Origin of the sequence: Streptomyces sp. NPDC048516, from assembly GCF_043199875.1 — a bacterium.
In the GTDB taxonomy this organism is placed as follows: Bacteria; Actinomycetota; Actinomycetes; order Streptomycetales; family Streptomycetaceae; genus Streptomyces.
Genome location: NZ_JBICWS010000005.1, coordinates 290,225 through 313,491, shown reverse-complemented (window position 1 = coordinate 313,491; position 23,267 = coordinate 290,225). Strand labels below are relative to the sequence as shown.

Genomic DNA, 23,267 nt, shown 5'->3' with positions numbered 1-23,267 from the left:
GTCAACGGCCGCTCAGGCTCGTTTCAAGACTCCGTCAAGCCCCCCGTTTGCCCCCGTCCGCTGCGCTGAGCCCGCTCGCCACGGGAAGGATGCGAGGTGAGGGTTACGGGACGGCGGTTCTGATTCAGGCCAAGGGTGCGTAATGTGACGGTAACCCCCTCACGTGATACTGGTGTGCCACGTCGCGTGATCCGGCGCGTGTGGACAGGCCGATTGACCTGCAAGGATTGGTGACCCATGGACAAGCAGCAGGAGTTTGTGCTCCGCACGCTCGAGGAGCGCGACATCCGCTTCGTACGGCTGTGGTTCACCGATGTCCTCGGTTTCCTCAAGTCCGTGGCGGTGGCTCCCGCGGAGCTGGAGCAGGCTTTCGACGAGGGCATCGGCTTCGACGGCTCGGCCATCGAGGGGTTCGCCCGGGTGTACGAGTCGGACATGATCGCCAAGCCGGACCCCGGCACCTTCCAGATCCTGCCCTGGCGCGCCGAGGCCCCCGGCACCGCCCGGATGTTCTGCGACATCCTGATGCCGGACGGCTCCCCCTCCTACGCCGACCCGCGCTACGTCCTCAAGCGCATCCTGGCCAAGACCTCCGACCTCGGGTTCACCTTCTACACCCACCCGGAGATCGAGTTCTTCCTGCTCAAGGACAAGCCCGTGGACGGCCAGCGGCCGACCCCCGGCGACTCCTCGGGCTACTTCGACCACACCCCGCAGAACGTCGGCATGGACTTCCGCCGGCAGGCGATCACGATGCTGGAGTCGATGGGCATCTCGGTGGAGTTCAGCCACCACGAGGGCGCTCCCGGCCAGCAGGAGATCGACCTGCGCTACGCCGACGCCCTCTCGACCGCCGACAACATCATGACGTTCCGGCTGGTCATGAAGCAGGTGGCCCTGGAGCAGGGCGTGCAGGCCACCTTCATGCCCAAGCCGTTCTCCGAATACCCGGGCTCGGGCATGCACACCCACCTCTCCCTTTTCGAGGGCGACCGCAACGCCTTCCACGAGTCGGGTTCTGAGTACCAACTCTCCAAGGTGGGACGTTCCTTCATCGCCGGCCTGCTGCGGCACGCGGGGGAGATCTCCGCCGTCACCAACCAGTGGGTCAACTCCTACAAGCGCATCTGGGGCGGCGCCAACCGCACCGCCGGCGCCGGCGGCGAGGCCCCCTCGTACATCTGCTGGGGCCACAACAACCGCTCCGCACTGATCCGCGTCCCGATGTACAAGCCCGGCAAGATGGGCTCCACGCGGGTCGAGGTCCGCTCCATCGACTCCGGCGCCAACCCGTACCTGACCTACGCGGTGCTGCTCGCGGCCGGTCTCAAGGGCATCGAAGAGGGGTACGAGCTGCCGGCCGGCGCCGATGACGACGTCTGGGCGCTTTCCGACTCCGAGCGCCGGGCGATGGGCATCGAGCCGCTGCCGCAGAACCTCGGCGAGGCCATCGAGCTGATGGAGCGCAGCGAGCTGGTCGCCGAGACCCTTGGCGAGCACGTCTTCGACTTCTTCCTGCGCAACAAGAAGCAGGAGTGGGAGGAGTACCGCTCGGAGGTCACCGCCTTCGAGCTGCGCAAGATGCTGCCCGTGCTCTGAGCCACCGCGCCACCGAGAGGCTGCACCCATGGCACTTCCCGCTCCGCAGGGCCGGCGGAGCAGCACCTACACCCGGCTGCTGAGGCACGGTTTCACCGACCCCTCGGCGGCCGGGGAGCTGCTGGACGCCCCCGAACTCGCCTCCGTACGCGATGACTCGGTACTGCTCGAAGCGCTGGGCGCCACCGCCGACCCGGACCTGGCGCTGCACAGCCTGGTCCGGCTGGTGGAGGCGCAGGAAGGCGACGAGCAGCAGACGCTGCTGAGCACCATCGTCGCGGCGAAGCCGCTGCGCGACCGGCTGCTGGGGGTGCTGGGCGCCTCCGAGGCGCTTGCCGACCATCTCGTCCGCCACCCGCGCGACTGGCAGTCGCTGGTCACCTACGAGTCGGTCGACCTGCACCCCACCACCCCCGAGTTCGAGCTGGCGCTCGCCGAGGGGATCTGGGGCGGCAAGAACGCCGAACGGCCGCGGGCCGACGCGCTGCGCACCGCCTACCGCCGCTCCCTGCTGGGCATCGCCGCCCGCGATGTGTGCGGCACGACCGATGTCGCCGAGGCCGCGGCCGAGCTGGCGGACCTGGCCACCGCCACGGTACGGGCCGCCCTGGAGATCAGTTACGAGGAGGCGCCCGGCGACGCCGCGGTGTGCCGGCTGGCCGTCATCGGCATGGGCAAATGCGGCGGCCGGGAGCTGAACTACGTCTCGGACGTCGATGTCATCTTCGTCGCCGAGGCCAAGGAGGGAGTGGACGAGGCCCAGGCGCTGCAGGCCGCGACCCGGATCGCCGCCCGCATGATGCGCCTGTGCTCGGACAACACCGTCGAGGGCACGATCTGGCCGGTGGACGCCAACCTGCGCCCCGAGGGCCGCAACGGGCCGCTGGTGCGCACCCTCTCCAGCCATCTCGCCTACTACCAGCGCTGGGCCAAGACCTGGGAGTTCCAGGCGCTGCTCAAGGCCCGCCCGATGGCCGGTGACCTGCAGCTGGGCCAGGAGTACGTGGACGCGTTGGCGCCGATGGTGTGGGAGGTCGCCGAGCGGGAGAACTTCGTCGCCGACGTACGCCAGATGCGCCGCCGGGTCGTCGAGAACATCCCCGCGGCCCAGGTCGAGCGGGAGCTCAAGCTCGGCCCCGGCGGACTGCGCGACGTCGAATTCGCCGTCCAGCTCCTACAGTTGGTGCACGGCCGCAGCGATGCCACGCTGCGCAGCGCCACCACCCTCGACGCCCTCGCGGCGCTGGCCGCAGGCGGCTACGTCGGACGCCAGGACGCCGCGGCCCTGGACGCCGCCTACCGCTTCCTGCGTACGCTGGAGCACCGCATCCAGCTCTTCCGGATGCGCCGTACCCATCTGATGCCCGAGGGTGAGGGCGAACAGCGGCGCCTGGCACGCTCGTTGGGCCTGCGGACCGAACCGGTCGACACCCTCCGCAAGGAGTGGAAGTGGCACGCCAGGGAAGTGCGCCGGCTGCACGAAAAGCTCTTCTACCGTCCGCTGCTCGATGCCGTCGCCACCCTGGAGCCCGGCGAGACCCGGCTCTCCGCCCGGGCCGCAGGACACCGCCTCGAAGCGCTCGGCTACGCCGACCCGGTGGCCGCGCTGCGGCATCTGGAGGCGCTGGCGTCCGGCGTGACCCGCAAGGCCGCCATCCAGCGGACGCTGCTGCCGGTGCTGCTGGCCTGGTTCGCGGACTCCGCCGACCCGGACGCCGGCCTGCTCAACTTCCGCAAGGTCTCCGACGCGCTCGGCAAGACGCCCTGGTACCTGCGGCTGCTGCGCGACGAGGGCGCGGCCGCCGAAAACCTCGCCCGGGTGCTGTCCGCCGGCCGGCTCGCCCCCGACCTGCTGCTGCGCGCCCCCGAGGCGGTCGCGCTGCTCGGCGCCCCCGACGGGCTGCAGCCGCGCGGCCGGGCCGCGCTGGAGCAGGAGGTGCTGGCCGCCGTCGGCCGCGCGGACGGCGCGGAGGCGGCGGTCGCGGCGGCCCGCGGAGTGCGCCGCAGAGAGCTGTTCCGCACGGCTGCCGCGGACGTCATCGGCGCGTACGGCACGGAGTTCAGCCCGGCGGACAACGATCACGGCCACTCCGTCGACGCCGTCGGCTCCGCGGTCTCCGACCTCAACGCCGCCACCCTCGCCGGTGCCCTGCGCGCGGCGGTCCGCCAGCAGTGGGGCGACACCCTGCCCACCCGCTTCGCGGTGATCGGCATGGGCCGCTTCGGCGGCCGTGAGCTGAGCTACGGCTCGGACGCCGATGTCCTCTTCGTCCACGAGCCGCGCGAGGGCGCCGACGAACAGGAGGCCGCCAAGGCCGCCCACGCCGTCGCCAACGAGATGCGCCGGCTGCTCGAAATCCCCTCCTCCGACCCGCCGTTGCCCATCGACGCGGATCTGCGCCCGGAGGGCAGGTCGGGCCCGCTCGTACGGACCCTCGCCTCGTACGCGGCCTACTACCGGCGCTGGTCGCTGGTGTGGGAGTCGCAAGCCCTGCTGCGCGCCGAACCGGTCGCGGGCGACGCCGAGCTGGGGGAGCGGTTCATCGAGCTGATCGACCCGCTGCGCTATCCGGCCGAGGGCCTGGGCGACGACGCGGTCCGCGAGATCCGCAAGCTCAAGGCCCGGATGGAGGCCGAGCGGCTGCCCCGCGGCGCCGACCCCACCACCCACGCCAAGCTCGGCCGCGGCGGCCTCAGCGACGTCGAATGGACGGTGCAACTGCTGCAGATGCAGCACGGCTGGGAGGTCCCCGGCCTGCGCACCACCCGCACCCGCGAGGCACTGGCCGCCGCCCACGCCGCCGGCTTGATCGGCACCGAGGACGCCCAGACCCTCGACGAGGCCTGGGTCCTGGCGGCCCGGGTACGCAACGCCGTCATGGTCGTCCGCGCCCGCCCCGGCGACACCTTCCCCGTCGACGGCCGCGAAGTGGCAGCCGTGGGCCGCTACCTCGGCTACGAGGAAGGCCACATCGGCGAGATGATCGACGACTACCGCCGGGTGACGCGGCGGGCGCGGGGCGTCGTGGAGGAGATCTTTTACGGGGCGTGAGGCGGTCCGCTGCGCTGTGCTTCCCACGACGGGAAGCCGGCACCGTGGGAAGTTAAGCCACCGCAATACGCGACAGCCGATGCGGCAGCGTCCCGAACCACACACACGCCATCGCGAAGCCGAAGCCCAGGCACAGCACGCCCCCCATCGCGTCCAGCCAGAAGTGGTTGGCGGTGGAGACGATGACCAGGAGGGTCGTGGCGGGGTAGAGCAGGCCGAGGGTCTTGGCCCACCGCGACCGGGCGAGGAGCGCGATGGTGATGCCGCACCACAGGGACCAGCCGATGTGCATCGACGGCATCGCGGCGTACTGGTTGGACATCGAGGCGAGGTTGCCGGACGCCATCGAGCCCCAGGTCCCGTGGTTGACGAGGGTGTCGATGAAGCCGCCGTCCGGCATCAGCCGGGGTGGTGCCAACGGGTAGAAGTAGTAGCCGATCAGGGCGATGCCGGTGGTGGCGAAGAGTGCCAGCCGGGCGGCGGCATAACGGCCGGGGTGCCACCGGTAGAGCCAGACCAGCACCCCGATCGTCACGATGAAGTGCAGCGTCGCGTAGTAGTAGTTCATCGTGACGATCAGCCATGTCACGGAGTTCACGGCATGGTTGACGGTGTGTTCGACGGCGATACCGAGGGCGTGCTCCGCCTGCCAGACCCAGTCGGCGTTCCTGAGGGCCTTGGCCTTCTGCTCGGGCACCGCGTTGCGGATCACCGAGTACGTCCAGTAACTGACCGCGATCAGCAGGATCTCGAACCAGAGCCGGGGAGTGCGAGGAGCACGCAGACGGGCCATTCGCCTCTCGGCCACCGGGTGGTCCGCGCGTTCCCCCTTGGGTGGCGGGGTGGTCGGCAGGCCGTCCAACGTCCTCGTATTCGCTTCACCCATAGGCAGACAGTCTGCCAGAAAGGGGCGTACCGGCGATCATCCTTCGGTCGGGTATTCGATGCCTCATATCGGACTTGCGGGGGACGCCGGAACCCCTACCACCGGGGTACGAGGGGCCGGCCCTCTCTTTTCGGGGCCATTCCTTGACAGGCGATGAACCGCCCTTTAGACATTTGCTGCACCGTTACTCTTGGCCCGTCAACGGGGGTTGAAACGATGGCCGACGCCTTACGGATCAGTCCGGACGAGCTGCGCGCGTCCGCGCGGGCCGCCGATCATCTGGCCGACGACAACGACAGCGAGATCAGCACCGCGCTCGAACAGACACGCACCGCGGCCGACGCGCTCTCCGCCTGGAGCCTGGGCGACCGCCTCACCGCCACCGCCACGGACTGGGAAAAGGGGCTGAAGGGTCTGCAGTCCCGTATCCGCAAGTCGGCGCGGGACCTGCGCTCCACCGCGGGCTCGACCGACAGCACCGAGTCGCATGTCGCGCAGTCCATGCGCGCGGTCCTGGGGTGACGGCCCGTGAGTAGCGAGTTCACGCGACTGTTCAAGCTGGACGTCTCCGATCTCGAGACCGCCGAGTCCGGCTGGAAGAAGCTCTCGGACCAGCTCGAACGCTCCCGGGACGCCCACCGCCACCGGGTCACCGGGCCGCTGCACGAGGAGTGGCAGGGCGAGGCGGCAAAGACCGCTCTCGACACGATGGAGAAGCACGAGAGCCAGCTGGCCCTCGCCACCCAGCAGGCGATGCTCATCCAGACCACGCTCGGCACCGCCGCTCAGGAGCTGACGGCCGCCCGTTCCGACCTGCGCCGGGCGGTACGCGCCGCGGAGGACGACGGCTTCGAGGTGACGGACGACGGCGTCATCAACCCGCCCGCGGGCGGCCCCTCCCAATACGGCGGTTCGCTCGACGGGCACCGCGACGCCATGAACCGTGCGCTGAAGCGGGCGCAGGACGCCAACGACCGGGCCGTCGCGGACCTCGGCCGCCTCGAATCGAAGGTGCTCACCTCCCCTGGCGGCCGGCAGGACACCGCAATGGACGCCAACGAGGTCTCCCGGCACGCGGGCGTGCGGGTCAGCGACATTCCGCTCAACGACCTTGAGGGGGAGAACTCCCGCTGGTGGGCGGGGCTGTCCGACGAGAAGAAGGAGCTGTACCTCGCCGCCTATCCGGGGATCATCGGCGCAATGAGCGGCCTGCCCTCGGACGTACGCGACGAGGCCAACCGCACGGTGCTCGATCAAAAGCTGGAAGAGCTCAACAGCAAGAACCCCAGGGAATCACTGGAGACCGAGGGCAACGCCTACCTGAAGCGCCGCAGGAACCTGCTGGCACTGAGGGACGCCCTCGACGAGGCGGACGGCGGTCCCGAGCGCAAGCAGCCGTACCTGCTGATGCTCGACCCCGAGGACGACGGCAAGGCGGCGGTCGCCCTCGGCAACCCGGACCGCGCCGACCACACCGCCGTCCTCGTCCCGGGCACCGACACCACGCTGGGCAGCGCCCAGGGCCAGCTCAGCCGCATCGACCGGCTGCACGACGCCGCCACCCGGGAGGCCGCGCCCAACGAACGCGTCTCCACGGTCTGGTGGCTCGGCTACGACGCCCCCGAGTGGGAAGGCGGCAAGAAGTGGGACAACGGCGGGGTGAGCACCGAGGACCGCGCCAATGAGGGGGCCCCGGACCTGCGCCGTTTCGTCGGCGGTCTGCGCGAGTCGCACCATGGCTCGCCCACCCACATGACGGTGATCGGCCACAGCTACGGATCGACGACGGTGGGCGTCGCGGCGAGCGGGGACGGCGGCCTGGGGGCCGATGACATCGTCGGGGTCGGCAGCCCGGGGATGCACGTCAACGAGGCCGGGGACCTGAACATCGACCCGGACCACGTCTGGATCGGCAACTCCAGGAACGACGAGATCGTCGACGACTTCTCCGACTTCAACCTCGGTGACAACCCGGCCGAGAAGCCTTTCGGCGGCAACAACTTCTACGTCGACCCCAAGGGCGGGCACAGCGACTACTGGAACGACGACAGCAAGGCCCTGGAGAATCAGGGCAGGATCATCGCCGGGGAACGGCCGCGCACGGTCCCCAAGGACGACAACGACTGGCCGCTCTATCCCGGATAGCGGACAAGCGGCACGCGCTCACGGGCAGAGAGGGAGGACCGTGGTCACCGCACGTACGGCACACCGCGCGCTGTGCCTTGCCGTGCTGCTGCTCACCACGGCCTGCGGCGGCGACAGCGAGGAGGACAAGAACGCCCCCCTGCCGCGCAAGAGCGAGGCGCAGGCTCTCGGCGAGGCGCGGCAGTACACGAAGACCCTGGCCGGTTCGTCGGGGGTCGAGCTCGCGTCCCGTACGGCCGTGAAGAGCTTCCACGAGTGCGTCGGGAAGGGCGACGAAACCGCCCAGGACGGCCGCTTCACCTTGACGTACCACGTCAGGGGCGAACTGCCCCGGGAGCAGCACATCGCCGCCGCCCGCAGGCTCCGCAAGGCGCTGGAAGGCGGGCGGATCACCGTCGGCCATCTGGACGAGAGGCCCGGCGACGACCGGCCGGTCATCCTCGACGGCAGTGTCATCGGGAGGCGGAAGGAGCGGATCTCCCTCACCGTGGAGAGCGTCGAGCAACCCGACAGCCTGCAGTACGTGGTCACGACGCCCTGCTACCTCCCGCCGGGAGTGCGGCAGCAAGAGTTCTGATGCCGTACCGGGCCCCTAGGGGGTGGCCCGCAGCGGCTTCGGGATCCCGGCCGGCTTCGGGGCCGAGGCGGTCGAGCCGCGGACCACCAGCTCGGGGTGGAAGACGAACTCGCTGTGCGGGGCCGGGGTGCCGCCGATCTCCTCCAGCAGCGCGCGCACGGCCGCCTGCCCCATGGCCGTGACCGGCTGCCGGATCGTGGTCAGCGGCGGGTCGGTGAAGGCGATCAGCGGGGAGTCGTCGAAGCCGACCACGGAGATGTCGCGCGGGACGTCGAGGCCGCGCTGCCGGGCCGCGCGGACCGCGCCGAGCGCCATCATGTCGCTGGCGCAGACGAGGGCCGTGGCGCCCCGCTCGATCAGCGCGCCCGCCGCGGCCTGGCCGCCCTCCAGTGTGTAGAGGGAGTGCTGGATGAACGGCTCCGCCTCGGCCGGACCGGTCTGCAGCCGCTCCTGCATGGCGCGCACGAAGCCCTCGATCTTGCGCTGCACGGGCACGAAGCGCTTGGGGCCGAGGGCCAGCCCGATCCGCCGGTGGCCGAGCGCGCCGAGATGGGTGACCGCGAGGTCCACCGCGGCCCGGTCGTCGGGGGAGACGAAGGGCGCCTGCACCTTGTCGGAGAAGCCGTTGATGAGGACGAACGGTACGCCCTGGCCGCGCAGCTGCTCATAGCGCTGCATATCGGCGGAGGTGTCGGCGTGCAGCCCGGAGACGAAGATGATGCCGGCCACCCCGCGGTCGACCAGCATCTCGGTCAGTTCGTCCTCCGTGGAGCCGCCCGGCGTCTGCGTCGCCAGGACCGGCGTATAGCCCTGGCGGGTCAGGGCCTGCCCGATGACCTGCGCGAAGGCCGGGAAGATCGGGTTCTCCAGCTCCGGGGTGATCAGCCCGACCAGCCCCGCGCTGCGCTGCCGCAGCCGCACCGGGCGCTCGTAGCCCAGCACGTCGAGGGCGGCGAGCACGGACTGGCGGGTGGTGGCGGAGACACCGGGCTTACCGTTGAGAACCCGGCTGACGGTGGCCTCGCTGACACCCGCCTGTGCTGCGATATCGGAGAGCCGGGCGGTCATGGGTGGGACTGTACCGGTCTGCTGTCAGATTGCCCACCAGGTGCAGCTGTCCCCGGGGAGGTGGGCGGCGGCGCCGTCGATGGTCACCGGGGCGCTGGAGAGCAGCGGTGTTCCCGGCGTGGGGAGTTCGACGTCGTGCCCCAGGGGATTGACGGTGCACAGCACGCCGGGACGGGTGAAGGCGAGCACCCCGTCGGGGGCGGGTGCCCAGCTCATCGCGCCGTCGCCCAGTCCCGGCAGCCGGCGCCGCAGGCCGAGGGCGGCGCGGTAGAGCTCCAGGGTGGAGGCGGGGTCGCCGGTCTGGGCCGCAACCGTGAGCGGTGCCCAGTCGGCGGGCTGCGGCAGCCAGCTGCCGCCGGGCCCGAAGCCGTACGGCGGCGCCTCGCCGGACCAGGGCAGCGGCACCCGGCAGCCGTCGCGGAAGCCGTCCTGGCCGCTGGTGGAGGCGACGCCGTCCGGGGCGGATTCGGTGTCGGTGCCGGGGCCTGCCGCTCCGGTCGCCCGGCCGCCGCGGAAGAACGCCGGGTCCTGGCGGACCTCGTCGGGCAGGTCGGTGACCTCGGGCAGGCCCAGTTCCTCGCCTTGGTAGAGGTAGGCGGAGCCGGGCAGTGCCAGCATCAGGAGGGTGGCGGCGCGGGCGCGGGCGAGGCTGCCGCCCAGGCGGGTGGTGTGGCGTACGACGTCGTGGTTGGACAGCACCCAGGTCGTGGGGGCGCCGACCGAGGTGGTGGCGGCGAGCGAGGCGTCGATCACCGAGCGCAGCGCGTCGGCCTGCCAGGCGGCGTTCAGGAACTGGAAGTTGAAGGCCTGGTGGAGCTCGTCGGGGCGTACGTACAGGGCGAGGCGTTCCGGGGTGGGGGCCCAGGCCTCGGCGACGCCGATGACCTGCTTGCCGCGGGCGTCGCCGTAGCCGTCCAGCAGCCGGCGCCAGGCGCGGTGGATGGCGTGTACGCCGTCCTGGTCGAAGAACGGCAGGACCTGGCTGCCGATGAGCTGGGCCTGGGCGCCGTGGCCGATGTCCGGCAGGCCCGGGGCCTTGATCATGCCGTGCGCGACATCGACCCGGAAGCCGTCCACCCCGAGGTCGAGCCAGAAGCGCATGATGGCCTCGAATTCGGCGTGCACCTCCGGGTTCTCCCAGTTCAGGTCGGGCTGCTCGGGGGCGAAGAGGTGCAGGTACCAGTCGCCCCGGTCGGTGCGGGTCCAGGCCGGGCCGCCGAAGACCGACTCCCAGTCGTTGGGCGGGAGTTCGCCGCCCTCGCCCTTGCCGGGGCGGAAGAGGTAGCGCTGCCGGGCGAGCCCCGGGTCCGTGAACCACGGGTGCCGGTCGGAGGTGTGGTTGGGGACGATGTCGACGATCACCCGCAGGCCCAGGTCGTGGGCGCCGCGGATGAGCTCGTCGGCGTCCTGGAGGGTGCCGAAGAGCGGGTCGACGGCGCGGTAGTCGGCGACGTCATAGCCGCCGTCGGCCTGCGGTGAGGCGTAGAAGGGGGTGAGCCAGACGGCGTCCACCCCCAGGTCCCTGAGGTAGGGCAGCCGCTCGCGGACCCCGCGCAGATCGCCGATGCCGTCGCCGTCGCTGTCGGCGAAGGAGCGGACGTACACCTGGTAGATGACGGCGTCGCGCCACCATCCGGGACCTCGGCCCGGTCCGGGGGCCTGGGGGGCGGGGCTGGGGGAAGTGAGCTCCTGGGTCATCTGCCGTCCCTGTCGAGGTCAAGAGGCGTCGGTGCCTTCAAGCAATCAACGCTCGGGCGGGCGCGGGGTGACGGTGCCGGGAGCGCCCCGAGGGTCCCCTTCCAGCCATCTCGTTGCAGTTCGTTCCCGCAGTCTTGCAGAAATTTGCCGCAAGGTCTTTCGGTTTGTTTTCCGCGCTGTTACGTTCCTGACCGCCATCTGAGGCATTTCCCTAAGGAGTTCACATGCGGCGTGGCATACGGGGCGCAACGGCCACCGCGCTGGTAGCGGGCCTGGCACTGGCGGCGACGGCGTGCGGCGGAGGTGACGGCGGCAGTGGCGGCGGCAGCGGGGGCGAACTGTCCGGAACCGTTACCTTCTGGGACACCTCCAACGACGCCGAGAAGGCGACGTACCGCAAGCTTGCCGAAGGTTTCCAGAAAGAGCACCCGAAGGTCCACGTCAACTATGTGAACGTGCCGTTCGGCGACGCCAACGCCAAGTTCAAGAACGCCGCCGGCGGCAACTCCGGCGCCCCCGACGTGATGCGCACCGAGGTCGCCTGGACCGCCGACTTCGCCAACCTCGGCTACCTCGCGCCCCTCGACAACACCCCCGCCCTCGACAAGACCGACGACTACCTCCCGCAGGCCGTCGGCTCCACGAAGTTCAAGGGCAAGACCTACGCCGCACCCCAGGTCATCGACACCCTGGGCCTCTTCTACAACAAGAAGCTCCTCAAGGACGCCGGCGTCGAGGTGCCCAAGTCCTTCGCCGAACTGGCCACCGCCGCCAAGAAGATCAAGGCGAAGACCGGCGCCACCGCCCTCTACCTGCGCGGTGACGACCCCTACTGGTTCCTGCCCTACCTCTACGGCGAAGGCGGCGACATGGTCGACGCCCGCGACAAGGTCGTGGAGATCGACGACGGCGCCGGTGTCAAGGCGTTCAAGACCATCAAGAGCCTGGTCGACTCCAAGGCGGCCGTCACCGACGCCACCGACGGCCAGGAGAACCAGCTCAAGGCCCTCAAGGACGGCACCGTCGCGATGGCGATCGACGGCCCCTGGGACATCGAGGGCGCCCGCGCCGGCAAGGCCTTCAAGGACAAGAAGAACCTCGGCGTCGCCCCCGTACCCGGCGGCAGCACCGCCCAGGGCTCCCCGCAGGGCGGCTGGAACCTCTCCGTCTACGCCGGCAGCAAGAACCTCCAGGCCTCCTACGCCTTCGTCAAGTACATGAGCTCGGCCACGGTCCAGCGGCAGACCAACGAGAAGCTGAGCCTGCTGCCCACCCGCAAGTCCGTGTACGAGGTCCCGGCCGTCAAGAGCAACGAGATGGTCCAGTTCTTCAAGCCCGCCGTGGACGGCGCCGTGCAGCGCCCCTGGATCGCCGAGGGCAACTCGCTCTTCGAGCCGGTCAAGGTCCAGATGAACAAGGTGCTCACCGGCGCCTCCTCGCCCGAGCAGGCCGCCAAGGCGGCCGGCGACGCCTACCGGAAGCTGCTCAAGGACTACAAGTGACCTTCGCTGTACGGGTGCGCCGGACGCTGGGCACCCACTGGTACGCATGGACGATGGTCGCCCCGGTGGTACTCGTCATCGGGGTGATCATCGGCTATCCGCTGGTGCGCGGCGTCTTCCTCTCGCTCACCGACGCCGACGAGGCCAACGTCGAGCGGAACATCGGCGTCAACCACCTCCCCGCCACCTACAAGTTCACCGGCCTGGACAACTACAAGGCGGTGCTGGCCGACGGCGTCTTCTGGGACCGCCTGGGCTGGACCGTCGTATGGACCGTCGGCTGTGTCTCGCTGACCTTCCTGATCGGCCTCGCCCTGGCGAACATGCTCAACCGCACGCTGCGCGGCCGCACCTTCTACCGCCTCGCGCTGATCCTGCCGTGGGCCATCCCCGCCTTCATCTCGGTCTTCACCTGGCGGATGCTCTACAACGAGAAGAACGGCATCCTCAACAAGCTGCTGGCCGGCGGCGGCATCGACGCGGTCCCGTGGCTCAACGACCCGACCTGGGCCAAGCTCTCGGTCATCGCCGTCAACGTCTGGCTGGGCGTGCCCTTCATGCTGGTCGCGCTGCTCGGCGGACTGCAGTCCATACCCGGCGAGCTCTACGAGGCCGCCGAGATGGACGGCGCCGGCGCCTGGCAGCGGTTCCGCAACATCACCGTCCCCGGACTGCGCGCGGTCAGCAGCACGGTGATCCTGCTCTCCACCATCTGGACCTTCAACATGTTCCCGGTGATCTTCCTGCTGACCCGGGGCGGCCCCGGCGACGCCACCGAGATCCTGGTGACCTACGCCTACCGGCTCTCCTTCCTCGACAGCCCCCGCAACTTCTCCGAGTCCGCGGCCTGGGGCGTCCTGATCCTGGTCCTGCTCTCGGTCGTCGCGGTCGTCTACCGCCGGGCGCTGCGCAAGCAGGGAGAGGTGTGGTGACCATGACCCCCACGAGCACGTCCCGCACCCGTACGGCACGTACGGGCACGACGTCCACCGGCACGGCACCTGCGAACGCGGCGCGCACGGCCCGTAAGCGCAACGAACGGTCCCGCCCGGCGTCCGCCGGCCTGCACGCGGCCCTCGCCGTCGCCGCGGTCGTCGCCGTCTTCCCGCCGCTCTGGCTGCTGGTGACCTCCTTCAAACCCACCAACGACGCCTTCTCCACCAGCGTCGTCACCCACTTCACCCTCGCCAACTACACCCACGTCCTGGCCGGCACCGAGTTCCTGACCTGGTTCAAGAACTCCGTGATCATCGTCGGGCTGACCACCGTCCTCGGTGTCTTCATCGCCGCCACCACCGGCTACGCCGTCAGCCGCTTCCGCTTCCCCGGGATGCGCCCGCTGATGTGGCTGCTGCTGATCACGCAGATGTTCCCGGTCGCGGTGCTGATCGTGCCGCTGTACAACCTGCTGGCGAGCCTGGGCCTGCTCAACCAGCCGGCCGGCCTGGTCATCACCTACCTGACCATCGCCGTCCCCTTCTGCGCCTGGATGATGAAGGGCTACTTCGACACCATCCCGGTGGAGATCGACGAGTCCGGACGGGTCGACGGCCTCAACCCCTTCGGCACCTTCTGGCGCCTGGTCCTGCCGCTCGCCAGACCGGGCCTGGCCGTCACCGGCTTCTACACCTTCGTCACGGCCTGGGCCGAGGTCGCCTACGCCTCCGCCTTCATGACCGGCGAGGAGAACCTGACGCTCGCCGGCGGGCTGCAGACCTTCGTCAACCAGTACACCAACGACTGGGGTTCGATGACCGCCGCCGCCGTGATCATCGCCGTGCCGGCCGCGCTCGTCTTCGCCTTCGCCCAGCGCCACCTCGTCGCCGGACTGACCGCCGGCACCACCAAGGGTTGAGATGACTTCACAGCACACCACCACTCCTGCCGCCGACTGGTGGCGCCACGCGGTGATCTACCAGGTCTATCCGCGCAGCTTCGCCGACGGCAACGGCGACGGCATGGGGGACCTGCCGGGCATCCGCAGCCGGCTGCCGTACCTGCGCGACCTGGGCGTGGACGCCGTCTGGCTCAGCCCCTTCTACGCCTCCCCGCAGGCCGACGCCGGTTACGACGTCGCCGACTACCGCACCATCGACCCGATGTTCGGCACCCTGGCCGACGCCGAGGCCGTCATCCGGGACGCCCACGCCCTGGACCTGCGCATCATCGTCGACCTCGTCCCCAATCACTGCTCCGACCAGCACGAATGGTTCCGCCGCGGACTGGCGGAGGGTCCGGGGTCGGTCCTGCGCGAGCGCTTCCACTTCCGCAAGGGGCGCGGCGAGAACGGCGAGGAGCCGCCCAACGACTGGGAGTCCCTGTTCGGCGGCCCGGCCTGGACCCGGGTCCCCGACGGCGAGTGGTACCTCCACCTCTTCGCCCCCGAACAGCCCGACTTCAACTGGGACCACCCCGCCGTCCAGGACGAGTTCCGCTCCATCCTGCGCTTCTGGCTGGACCTGGGCGTGGACGGCTTCCGGGTCGACGTGGCCCACGGTCTGGTGAAGGCACCGGGACTGCCCGACATGGGGCACGGCGAACAGCTGAAACTGCTGGGCAACCAGGTCCTGCCGTTCTTCGACCAGGACGGCGTCCACGACATCTACCGCTCCTGGCGCACCGTCCTCGACGAGTACTCCGGCGAGCGGATCGCGGTCGCCGAGGCCTGGACCCCCACCGCCGACCGCACCGCCCTCTACCTCCGACCGGACGAACTCCACCAGGCCTTCAACTTCCATTACTTGAACGCGGAATGGGACGCGGCCGCCCTCCGCGAGGCGATCGACTCCTCCCTCGACGCCATGCGCCCGGTGGCGGCCCCCACGACCTGGGTGCTGTCCAACCACGACGTCGTACGCCACACCACCCGCCTGGGCGGCAGCCTCGCCCGCGCCCGCGCCGCCACCCTCCTGATGCTGGCACTGCCCGGCTCCGCCTACCTCTACCAAGGCGAGGAACTGGGCCTGCCCGAGGTCACCGACCTGCCCGACGAGGTCCGCCAGGACCCCTCCTTCTTCCGCGCCACCGGCCAGGACGGTCTGCGCGACGGCTGCCGGGTCCCGCTCCCGTGGAGCGGCGACGCGGCCCCCTACGGCTTCGGTGACGGCGGCAGCTGGCTGCCGCAGCCCGCCGACTGGGCACCGCTCACCGTCGCGGCCCAGACCGGCGACCCCGCCTCCACCCTGGAGCTCTACCGCACCGCCCTGACCCTGCGCCGCGCCCACCCCGGCCTCGGCGCGGGCGACGCGGTCGAGTGGCTGGACGCCCCCGACGGCGTCCTGGCCTTCCGCCGCCCCGGCGGCCTGGTCTGCACCGTCAACACCACCGGGGCCCCGGCCCGTCTGCCGGCCCCCGGCCGGCTGCTGCTCTCCTCCCGCCGACTGAACGCCTCCGGCGGCGCCTTCGACGGCACGTTCGACGGCACGTTTGACGGCGACTTCGACGGCGGCTTCGAGCTGCCCGCCGACACCGCCGCCTGGTGGGAGGAGTGACCCTGCCCGACATCCATGCCGCCCCCCGGCTGTCCGACATCGCCGCCCAGGCGCAGGTCAGCGAGGCCACCGTCAGCCGGGTCCTGAACGGCAAGGCGGGCGTGGCGGCGGGCACCCGGCAGCGGGTGCTCGCCGCGCTCGACGTCCTCGGCTACGAGCGCCCCGTACGGCTGCGGCGGCGCAGCGCCGGGCTGGTCGGCCTGGTCATCCCCGAACTGACCAACCCGATCTTCCCCGCCTTCGCCCAGATCATCGAGCAGTCGCTGGCGGGCCACGGCTACACCCCGGTGCTGTGCACCCAGATGCCGGGCGGAGCCACCGAGGACGAACTCGTCGAGCAACTGGAGGAACGCGGCGTCACCGGCATCGTCTTCCTCTCCGGACTGCACGCCGACACCCGCGCCGACCCGTCCCGCTACGCCCGGCTGGCCGCCCGCGGCGTCCCGTTCGTCCTCATCAACGGCTACAACGACCACATCGACGCGCCGTTCGTCTCACCCGACGACGGCGCGGCGGCCCGGATGGCCGTGCGCCACCTGGCCGAGCTGGGGCACCAGCGGATCGGGCTGGCCGTCGGCCCGGCCCGCTATGTGCCCTCCCGCCGCAAGGCCGAGGGCTTCGCGGCGGCGCTGGGCGAGTCGTTCGGCCTGTCGAGGGGGCAGGCCGAACGGCGCGTCCAGCACACCCTGTTCAGCGTGGAAGGCGGACATGCGGCCGCCGCCACGCTGCTCGACGACGGCTGCACCGGCATCGTCTGCGGCAGCGACCTGATGGCACTCGGCGTCGTCCGCGCGGCCCGCCAGCGCGGCCTGGCCGTCCCGGCCGACCTCTCGGTCGTCGGCTTCGACGACTCCCAGCTCATCGCCTTCACCGACCCGCCGCTGACCACGGTGCGCCAGCCGGTGCAGGCGATGGCCACGGCGGCGGTCGGCGCCCTCATCGAGGAGATCCACGAACGCGCCCAGGGCCGCCAGACGCCGCCGCAGCGCACGGAGTTCGTCTTCCAGCCGGAACTGGTGGTGCGGGGGTCGACGGGGCCGGCGCGGCAGTGAGGTCCGCAGCTTCCGTCAGTGTCGGCCGATCCGCTGGTCGACCTGGTAGATGGTCTCCCACGGCACCTGCTGCCAGGGGCTTTCACCGTTCGCGGGATCCAGCAGGCTTCGCGCCGCGCTGACGGTGTCCTCCTGCGTTCCGGACCATTCGCTGCCCGCCGAGCGCATCCACAGCTCCCGCCCGGCCACGAAGTCGTCGGCGAACTGCTGCCAGGACCGGTAGGTCTGGGCCACGGGTGCCACGGCGCTGCCCAGCAACTGCCAGGCACCCGGTTCGTCGACGTACCCGGCGGCGAACCCCGCGCGGACGATCCAGACGTAGCGGCCGAAGTCCCACGCCACCGGCGGGCGCCCGAGCGCCGGGGCCATCTGCATCCGGTGGCCCTCGGTGGCCAGCCACTGCAGGGTCGAGTGGAAACTCTCGGGCGAGGTGACACCCCAGCCGGTCTTCAGGCTCACGCGGGATTGCAGGGGGTTGATCCGCTTCAACGGATAGAGCGCCAGATGGCGATGGCCCCAACTGCGCTCCGCGAGGATCGCGTCGAGCGAGACGAGCCACTTTTGATGGCCTGTCAAGACTGCGGGATAACGCTTGTGCGCCGGCCGTCCGATGGCCATCTTCACCAGCGTGACCGCAAGAATCCACATGTTCATGACGCCTATCCTCACAGGCCCCGAACCGTCGGGACGACGACGGGCCGGCGGCCGGTCCAGGGAGATGGCGACCGCCCCACAGCTGTCGCCCGAGTCCGGGTGGTAGCTGCTCTTGAAGCGCCGATAACCGGTGAACAGCGGTCGATAGGTGAAACATAACCCCGGTGCGTAGCGTCCCTGCCCGGACGAGTTGTCATTCCGGAAGGAAGAGAACGACGTGAAGATGCGCAGGAACGCGGGACGCACTCTGGCCATGGGCGCCATGGCCGCTTCCCTACTGATACTGGGAACGGGTGCCGCAAACGCCGCGACCGGCACGCTGGAATTCTCCGGGAACGGTGAGCGGACGCTGACCAACCCCAAGGACGGGACCTGCTACAAGCTCGCCAAGAGCTCGCCGGCGGGCTCACGGGGCTACAAGACGATCACCAATCACACCGACAAGAAGGTGACCTGGTACGCCGCGGACAACTGCCAGGGAGACGGCTCGGCCGTCGCCCCCGGGGAGAGCTCGGAGGCCAGTGGCACCTGGTGGCCATTCGTCTCCATCAGGTACGTCAAGATCGGCTGACCACCCGGGGCCGGCCGCCGCCCGCAGCACTGCGTATGCGGGCGGCGTTCGCTTCCGGCACGGGCCGGGTCTCCCGCCCGTCTCGGTGCCGGTGCTGAGCCTCTCGGCGCGACGCCGAGGGGCACCATCAGACGGCGGGGAGTCCGTACAACCGGCCCGAGTGGGCCACGAGCAGCCGGCGTCCCGCCGCGGTGACATGCCGGCGCCCGTCGTCGTGGGCACTGTCGTTGTACGTCCGGCGGAGCTTGCCCGTGCGGGCCTCGAAGGCGTGGATGCCCCCGAGGGGCGTGAAGTGCCGGGAAACCGACCTGGCGAGGCGTCAGGCAGTAGTCGTCACGGCATACGTCACGAAGGCCGCCCAGGCACCGGCCGGCACGGCGAGCTGCGGCCCGCCCTTGTCCTTGGAGTCGCGGATGTGGACGGTGGCGGGGCAGGCGGCGATCTCGACGCAGTCGCCACTTGAGTCGCCGCTGTAGCTGGACTTCCGCCAGGAGAGGGCGATCTCCACGCAGCTGTCGCCGGAGCTGCCGCTGTAGCTGCTCTTGAACCACGCCAGTTCGCCGCCGGTCGTCATAGCGCTCCTCGCATCCTCGTCAACAGGCCCCGGGAGTCGTCGGGGGTGAGGGCCTGTGACCGCAGTTTCGCATAGCGCATATGGAGGGTGGTGACGGTCTTCGGGTCGGCGATGAACTGGCCGCTCTCCTGCCCCTCGCAGTAGCAGAACCGCTGGTTCTCCTCGGTCTCCAGCAGTTGCATCGGCCCGTCCATGCCCGCGTGCACCTCCCGCTCCAGCGGCATCACCTGTAGCTCGACGTTCCGCAGCGCGGTCCGTTCCAGCACGTGGTCGATCAGCCCCCGTGCGGCCTCCGTGCCACCGGTCCGGCGCTGGAAGACGTGCTCGTCGATGATGAAGCTGAAGGCGGTGTTCTGCCGCTCGGCCAGCAGCCGCTGCCGGTCCAGCCGGGCCGTGACCTGGACCTCGACCTGTTCATCGGTCAGCAGGGGCAAGCGCTGCTCGAACAGCGTCCGCGCGTACGCCTCGGTCTGTAACAGGCCGGGGACCAGGCGGCATTCGTAGGTGCTGAGACTCACCGCCTCCTTCTCCAGCTCGGCCCACATCCGGAACCAGGACGCCAGCCCGCGCTGCCGTGACAGCCGCTTGGCCGCCTTCCGCAGCACCCCACCCGCATCCAACGCCTCCTCCGAACGCTCGACGAACGTCTTCGACGGCAGCCGCCGGCCCTGCTCCACCGAGGCGATGTAGTGCGACGAGTACTGGATCTCCGGCGCCAGGGACTCCTGGGTGAACCCGGCCTTCTCCCGTAGTGCCTGGTACACGGCGCCGAAGATGCGCAGGCTGTCGGACGGTTCGGGTTCGCCGCCGCCGTCGTCGTAACGGTCGGTGAGGGTGGTGGTGATGGTGTCTTCCATGTCGGTGCTCCGCAGTCACTGGTGAGACCCCGCAAGTCACCCATCGTTACGCCCCGTTACTCGTCCCGTCCACACTCCGGACTCGTACAGTTCCCGGTGTACGAGTCGGGTACCTGGCCTGCGAGCGGTCCGACCAGCAGCGTTGCCCGCATGCACAGTCAGCTCACCCCGGGCGGCGGCGCCCGCATCCCCGTCACCGTACGTACGTTCACCCAGCGCTTCAGCTCCACCCGGCGGGGCGCCCGGCTCGCCCGCTACCTCGCGCTCCAGCAGCTCGACGTCTGGGGCTTCCCGTACGGCGGCGAGGTCTCCGACACCGCCACCCTGATCGTCGGCGAACTCGCCGCCAACGCGGCGACCCACGGCCGGGTGCCCGGCCGGGACTTCGAGCTGTGCCTGACGCGGGTGCCGGGCTCGGCGCGTCCCGGCACCCTGCGGATCGAGGTCGCCGACACCCGCACCGAGAAGCGCCCGCCCGCCCCCGGCACGTTCGCGCCCCCGCCGCCCGACTCCGAAAGCGGCCGCGGCCTGCTCCTGGTGGCCGCGCTCGCCTCCCGCTGGGACGTCGTCGACCGGGCCCCGGTGGGCAAGGTGGTCCGCGCGGAACTGGACCTGTAGCGTCGCCCGGCTCTGGACCTGGAACATATTGACCTTTTGTGCGACGCCAGAGGTTGGACGCTGCCGGCTTCGTCCGCCGAGGCGATGCGCAGGCGGCGACGTGACCGCCGTCAGTACGGGGATCGACGGGGGGCAGGGTGGCTGCGTCTTCGATACGGCACCTGGGCCTACCCCTGTCCGGAGGGTGAGCAGCGCTTGACGGGCCGTCAAGCGACTGCTGGGCTGGCTGTTCCAGTCAGCCAGTCGGAGGTTGCCCAGGTGTCCAGGTCGGATCTTCGCGCGTTATTCCGGTCGAATGATCGTGAGCTGAAAGCCGTTGACTACTTCGCCGACCGACGTGACGAGTGGGCCACGGTGGTGGAGAGCCTCGTTCGCCATACCCGACGGGTGAGCGAGGCCGGGTTCGATGTCGAGGATCTGGAGACCCCGCGGCGCAATGTTCTTGTCTTCTACGGTGTCGGGGGCATCGGCAAGTCCACGCTGTCGCGGGGCGTCGCCGAGCACCTGATGGACGGCGAAGCACGCCGCGCCGACTGGCCCACGCTGGATCCCCGGGTGGGGCGGGTGGCCCCGGTACGCATCGACCTGTCGCGTGATTCCGGCAGTGACTTCGAGTCCCTGATGCTTGCCCTGCGGCTCGCGGTGGTCGAGCTGGGGGAGCCGATGCCGGCCTTCGACCTTGCGTTCCAGCGCTACTGGGAGCGCAATCATCCTGGAGAGCCGCTTGAGGAGTATCTGCGGCGCCGCACGTGGTTCAGCCGGTTTCCGGGATCGCGGTCACTGTCCGGGCAGATGCAGTCGGTGCTGTCGGACGTCGCGCAGGCGGCGTCCTTGCCCGGAACCGCGGGCGCGCTCGTCGGAAAGGGGCTTCGGTCGCTTGTCCGTGCGTTGCGGGACCGGCGTCACCAGGTCCGCTCGCTTGCCGAGTGCCGCCGTCTGGCCGACCTGCTCGAAGCTGAACCGGACGTGGAAGCCCTCAGCTACTACTCGCATCTGCTCGCCTGGGATCTCAGCCGGGTCTCGGCCAAGCGTCAGGCGACGCTTGTCGTCCTGCTGGACACCTTCGAGGATGTCGGGGACCGCGTGCACCGCGATCTTGAGCGGCTGATCCAGCGGGTGGCCTGGCTGATGCCGAACGCCCTCTTCATCATCACCGGTCGGAACCGTCTGCAGTGGGACGGTGCGGAACTGGAGGGACAACTGGACTGGGCGGGGCCCGACTTCTGGCCGCTGCTCGTCGGCGGTGCGGTGGAGGAACCGCGCCAGCACACTGTCGGGTACCTCTCCGCGGAGGACTGCGAGAGGTACCTTTGCGAGCGGCTGACAGTCGGCAGCCGGCCGTTGATGGATGACAGCGCGCGGCACCTGATCACTGCCAACTCGCACGGGCTGCCGCTGTACCTGGACCTCGCGGTAATGCGCTTCTTGGACATGTACCGCAAGAACGGCCGTGCCCCGGTGGCAAGCGAGTTCAACCTGGACTTCCCGGCGCTCGTGGCGCGGACCTTCCGGGATCTCACACCGAGCGTGCGGCAGGTTCTGAGAGCGGTGAGCCTGCTTGACTCGTTCTCGGTCGAGTTGGCCGCCGCCGGTGCCGGGCTCGATCACGACGCCCCGGCGCTGGAACTGGTCGAGCGCCCCTTCGTGGATCTGGACCCAGGCGCCCCTTGGCCCTACCGGCTGCACAATCTCGTACGTGATGCCATGCGGGAGGCGGACTCGACGAGCGAGGACCGCTGGAGCCCGGCAGACTGGCGGCGGGCTGCCCAACGCACGGTCGATGCCTTGGAACGTGAGGCGGACGGAGACCGAAGGCGTCTGGTCGCCGCCCTGCGGCAGGGACTGACGCTGGCCCGCGATTACGGGCTGGAGCTCGGATGGCTGCAGGACGCGGCGTTCCGCTACGTCGACGACTTCGTGTGGGAGCCCGTCGAACTGCCGGCCCCGGCTGCGCAAGCGAGCCATCACGCCCGGACCGGCAGTGCGGCCGAAGCACTGGCCGTCGCGTTGTCCGTGATCGCGCGGCGGCAGCGGCGTCACCGGAATGAAACCGCCGAGCAATTGCGCGAGGTGCTGGCATCCGGGCAGTTGCCCGAGTCACTGGTGGAGCTGCCGCGCTACTTCCTGGCGGAGTGCGACCGCGATCTCGGGAACTTCGCGGCCTCGCTGGAGGGGATGAGGCAGGTCGTCGACGCCGGGGGACGACTTGCCCCCACTGCGGCCCGTGGCCTGGTACACCTCGCGCGCCGCGTGGGACGGTTCCCCCAGGTGCATGCCGCGGCCGAGGCCCTTGGGGCGGAAGGCCGCCGGGACCGGGCGCTCGGCGACCTTTGGTGGACCCAAGGGAACATGGCGCTGGCCTGTTCCTCGTACGCGGTCAACCGGGACGAAGCACTGCGGCTCGGCCAGCCGGGCGAGGCGGCGCTGTCACAGGCATGCCTGGCCTTCGCCGCTGCGTTCCGGGACCGCCCTCGCGCCAGGGAGGAGATCGCGCGGGCGCAGGACGCCTTGGGCACGGTGTCGATCCGGTGGGCGGAGCTTCAGACGAAGATCGCATCGCTCGTGCGGGATGCGGGTGTCAGCACCGATCTGCCGGCCCGCGCCGAGGCAGCCGTCGAGGAGGCGCGTGAGGCGGGACTCACCTCGTCTGTCGCGTATGTGCGCTTCGCGGTCTGTCTCCATGCCGCGGTCCTGGGCGAGTCGGCCATGCGCGACGAGGCGCGTGAAAGGCTGCACGAGTGTGTACGGGGCGAGGAATTCGCCTACCTGGCCGAACTGTCGTACCTGATGGCGGGCGAAGAGCCGCCCGCAGATCTGCCGCGCGCCGAGTGGGTGGACGAGCGAAGCCGAGTACGGGCACGCTGGGCCGCGATTGTCGATGATCGGCGCCGAGAGGCCGCCGCACACAGAGGAGACTGAGCCG

The 23,267-nt window shown here is 70.3% G+C and carries 19 protein-coding genes; 13 read left to right on the top strand and 6 right to left on the bottom strand.

Annotated features, from left to right (window positions below; translation table 11 throughout):
* The first annotated feature begins 237 nt into the window (after nucleotides 1-237).
* Together glnA and ACGFR7_RS13085 are read left to right on the top strand one after the other, a co-directional pair.
* Nucleotides 238-1,599: a type I glutamate--ammonia ligase gene (gene glnA, locus ACGFR7_RS13090; protein WP_018090204.1), complete on the top strand. Its 1,362-nt coding sequence runs from the start codon at nucleotides 238-240 to the stop codon at nucleotides 1,597-1,599.
* Between the two features lie 28 nt (nucleotides 1,600-1,627).
* Nucleotides 1,628-4,651 carry a bifunctional [glutamine synthetase] adenylyltransferase/[glutamine synthetase]-adenylyl-L-tyrosine phosphorylase gene (locus ACGFR7_RS13085; protein ID WP_393317210.1) on the top strand — a complete coding sequence of 1,008 codons (3,024 nt, stop codon included), beginning with the start codon at nucleotides 1,628-1,630 and terminating at the stop codon, nucleotides 4,649-4,651.
* A gap of 52 nt (nucleotides 4,652-4,703) precedes the next feature.
* On the opposite strand, the gene ACGFR7_RS13080 is transcribed toward ACGFR7_RS13085, so the two are convergent.
* Nucleotides 4,704-5,537 (bottom strand): phosphatase PAP2 family protein, encoded by an 834-nt coding sequence (locus ACGFR7_RS13080; protein WP_393317207.1) that lies wholly within the window; start codon nucleotides 5,535-5,537, stop codon nucleotides 4,704-4,706.
* A gap of 216 nt (nucleotides 5,538-5,753) precedes the next feature.
* Between ACGFR7_RS13080 and ACGFR7_RS13075 the strand changes: the two genes are divergently transcribed.
* From ACGFR7_RS13075 to ACGFR7_RS13065, 3 genes are read left to right on the top strand one after another with little or no spacing between them, the layout of a single operon-like run.
* A complete protein-coding gene (locus ACGFR7_RS13075) occupies nucleotides 5,754-6,059 on the top strand; it encodes a hypothetical protein (protein ID WP_393317205.1) in 306 nt (101 codons plus the stop codon).
* A 6-nt stretch (nucleotides 6,060-6,065) separates the two neighbouring features.
* Nucleotides 6,066-7,682 (top strand): alpha/beta hydrolase, encoded by a 1,617-nt coding sequence (locus ACGFR7_RS13070; protein WP_393317202.1) that lies wholly within the window; start codon nucleotides 6,066-6,068, stop codon nucleotides 7,680-7,682.
* 40 nt (nucleotides 7,683-7,722) lie between these two features.
* Nucleotides 7,723-8,259, top strand: coding sequence for a hypothetical protein (locus ACGFR7_RS13065; protein WP_393317199.1), 537 nt, complete (start codon nucleotides 7,723-7,725; stop codon nucleotides 8,257-8,259).
* Nucleotides 8,260-8,274: 15 nt separating this feature from the next.
* On the opposite strand, the gene ACGFR7_RS13060 is transcribed toward ACGFR7_RS13065, so the two are convergent.
* Together ACGFR7_RS13060 and ACGFR7_RS13055 are read right to left on the bottom strand one after the other, a co-directional pair.
* Nucleotides 8,275-9,327, bottom strand: a complete 1,053-nt coding sequence (locus ACGFR7_RS13060; RefSeq protein ID WP_393317196.1) for a LacI family DNA-binding transcriptional regulator — start codon at nucleotides 9,325-9,327, stop codon at nucleotides 8,275-8,277.
* Between the two features lie 24 nt (nucleotides 9,328-9,351).
* Nucleotides 9,352-11,025, bottom strand: coding sequence for an alpha-amylase family glycosyl hydrolase (locus tag ACGFR7_RS13055; RefSeq protein ID WP_393317193.1), 1,674 nt, complete (start codon nucleotides 11,023-11,025; stop codon nucleotides 9,352-9,354).
* A 224-nt stretch (nucleotides 11,026-11,249) separates the two neighbouring features.
* Between ACGFR7_RS13055 and ACGFR7_RS13050 the strand changes: the two genes are divergently transcribed.
* Genes ACGFR7_RS13050 through ACGFR7_RS13030 form a run of 5 tightly spaced genes read left to right on the top strand, consistent with a single transcriptional unit; the run spans nucleotide 11,250 to nucleotide 17,070 of the window.
* Entirely contained in the window at nucleotides 11,250-12,527 is a 1,278-nt protein-coding gene (locus ACGFR7_RS13050) for an extracellular solute-binding protein (protein WP_393317190.1), read from the top strand.
* A 53-nt stretch (nucleotides 12,528-12,580) separates the two neighbouring features.
* Complete coding sequence (locus tag ACGFR7_RS13045; RefSeq protein ID WP_393317611.1) at nucleotides 12,581-13,459, top strand: carbohydrate ABC transporter permease; 879 nt, start codon at nucleotides 12,581-12,583, stop codon at nucleotides 13,457-13,459.
* 2 nt (nucleotides 13,460-13,461) lie between these two features.
* Nucleotides 13,462-14,382 carry a sugar ABC transporter permease gene (locus ACGFR7_RS13040; RefSeq protein ID WP_393317187.1) on the top strand — a complete coding sequence of 307 codons (921 nt, stop codon included), beginning with the start codon at nucleotides 13,462-13,464 and terminating at the stop codon, nucleotides 14,380-14,382.
* Nucleotide 14,383: 1 nt separating this feature from the next.
* The gene (locus ACGFR7_RS13035; RefSeq protein WP_393317184.1) at nucleotides 14,384-16,018 is read left to right on the top strand and encodes a glycoside hydrolase family 13 protein; all 1,635 of its coding nucleotides are present in this window, start codon (nucleotides 14,384-14,386) and stop codon (nucleotides 16,016-16,018) included.
* Nucleotides 16,006-17,070, top strand: coding sequence for a LacI family DNA-binding transcriptional regulator (locus ACGFR7_RS13030; RefSeq protein WP_393317181.1), 1,065 nt, complete (start codon nucleotides 16,006-16,008; stop codon nucleotides 17,068-17,070). The genes ACGFR7_RS13035 and ACGFR7_RS13030 overlap by 13 nt, the downstream gene beginning before the upstream one ends.
* Nucleotides 17,071-17,085: 15 nt before the next feature.
* Here the strand turns inward: ACGFR7_RS13030 and ACGFR7_RS13025 are convergent, their stop codons facing one another.
* Nucleotides 17,086-17,988: a DUF1266 domain-containing protein gene (locus tag ACGFR7_RS13025; protein ID WP_393317178.1), complete on the bottom strand. Its 903-nt coding sequence runs from the start codon at nucleotides 17,986-17,988 to the stop codon at nucleotides 17,086-17,088.
* On the opposite strand from ACGFR7_RS13025, the gene ACGFR7_RS13020 reads away from it, so the two are divergent.
* Nucleotides 17,987-18,295 (top strand): hypothetical protein, encoded by a 309-nt coding sequence (locus tag ACGFR7_RS13020; protein ID WP_393317175.1) that lies wholly within the window; start codon nucleotides 17,987-17,989, stop codon nucleotides 18,293-18,295. The two genes, ACGFR7_RS13025 and ACGFR7_RS13020, sit on opposite strands and share 2 nt — an antisense overlap.
* Nucleotides 18,296-18,614: 319 nt before the next feature.
* On the opposite strand, the gene ACGFR7_RS13015 is transcribed toward ACGFR7_RS13020, so the two are convergent.
* Nucleotides 18,615-18,869, bottom strand: coding sequence for a DUF397 domain-containing protein (locus ACGFR7_RS13015; RefSeq protein WP_393317172.1), 255 nt, complete (start codon nucleotides 18,867-18,869; stop codon nucleotides 18,615-18,617).
* Nucleotides 18,866-19,726 (bottom strand): Scr1 family TA system antitoxin-like transcriptional regulator, encoded by an 861-nt coding sequence (locus ACGFR7_RS13010; RefSeq protein ID WP_393317169.1) that lies wholly within the window; start codon nucleotides 19,724-19,726, stop codon nucleotides 18,866-18,868. Before ACGFR7_RS13010 ends, ACGFR7_RS13015 begins: the two co-directional genes overlap by 4 nt.
* A gap of 150 nt (nucleotides 19,727-19,876) precedes the next feature.
* Here ACGFR7_RS13010 and ACGFR7_RS13005 point away from each other — a divergent pair, with 150 nt between their 5' ends.
* Together ACGFR7_RS13005 and ACGFR7_RS13000 are read left to right on the top strand one after the other, a co-directional pair.
* Nucleotides 19,877-20,344, top strand: coding sequence for an ATP-binding protein (locus ACGFR7_RS13005; protein WP_393317166.1), 468 nt, complete (start codon nucleotides 19,877-19,879; stop codon nucleotides 20,342-20,344).
* Between the two features lie 258 nt (nucleotides 20,345-20,602).
* Entirely contained in the window at nucleotides 20,603-23,263 is a 2,661-nt protein-coding gene (locus tag ACGFR7_RS13000; RefSeq protein ID WP_393317163.1) for an ATP/GTP-binding protein, read from the top strand.
* Nucleotides 23,264-23,267 lie beyond the last annotated feature (4 nt).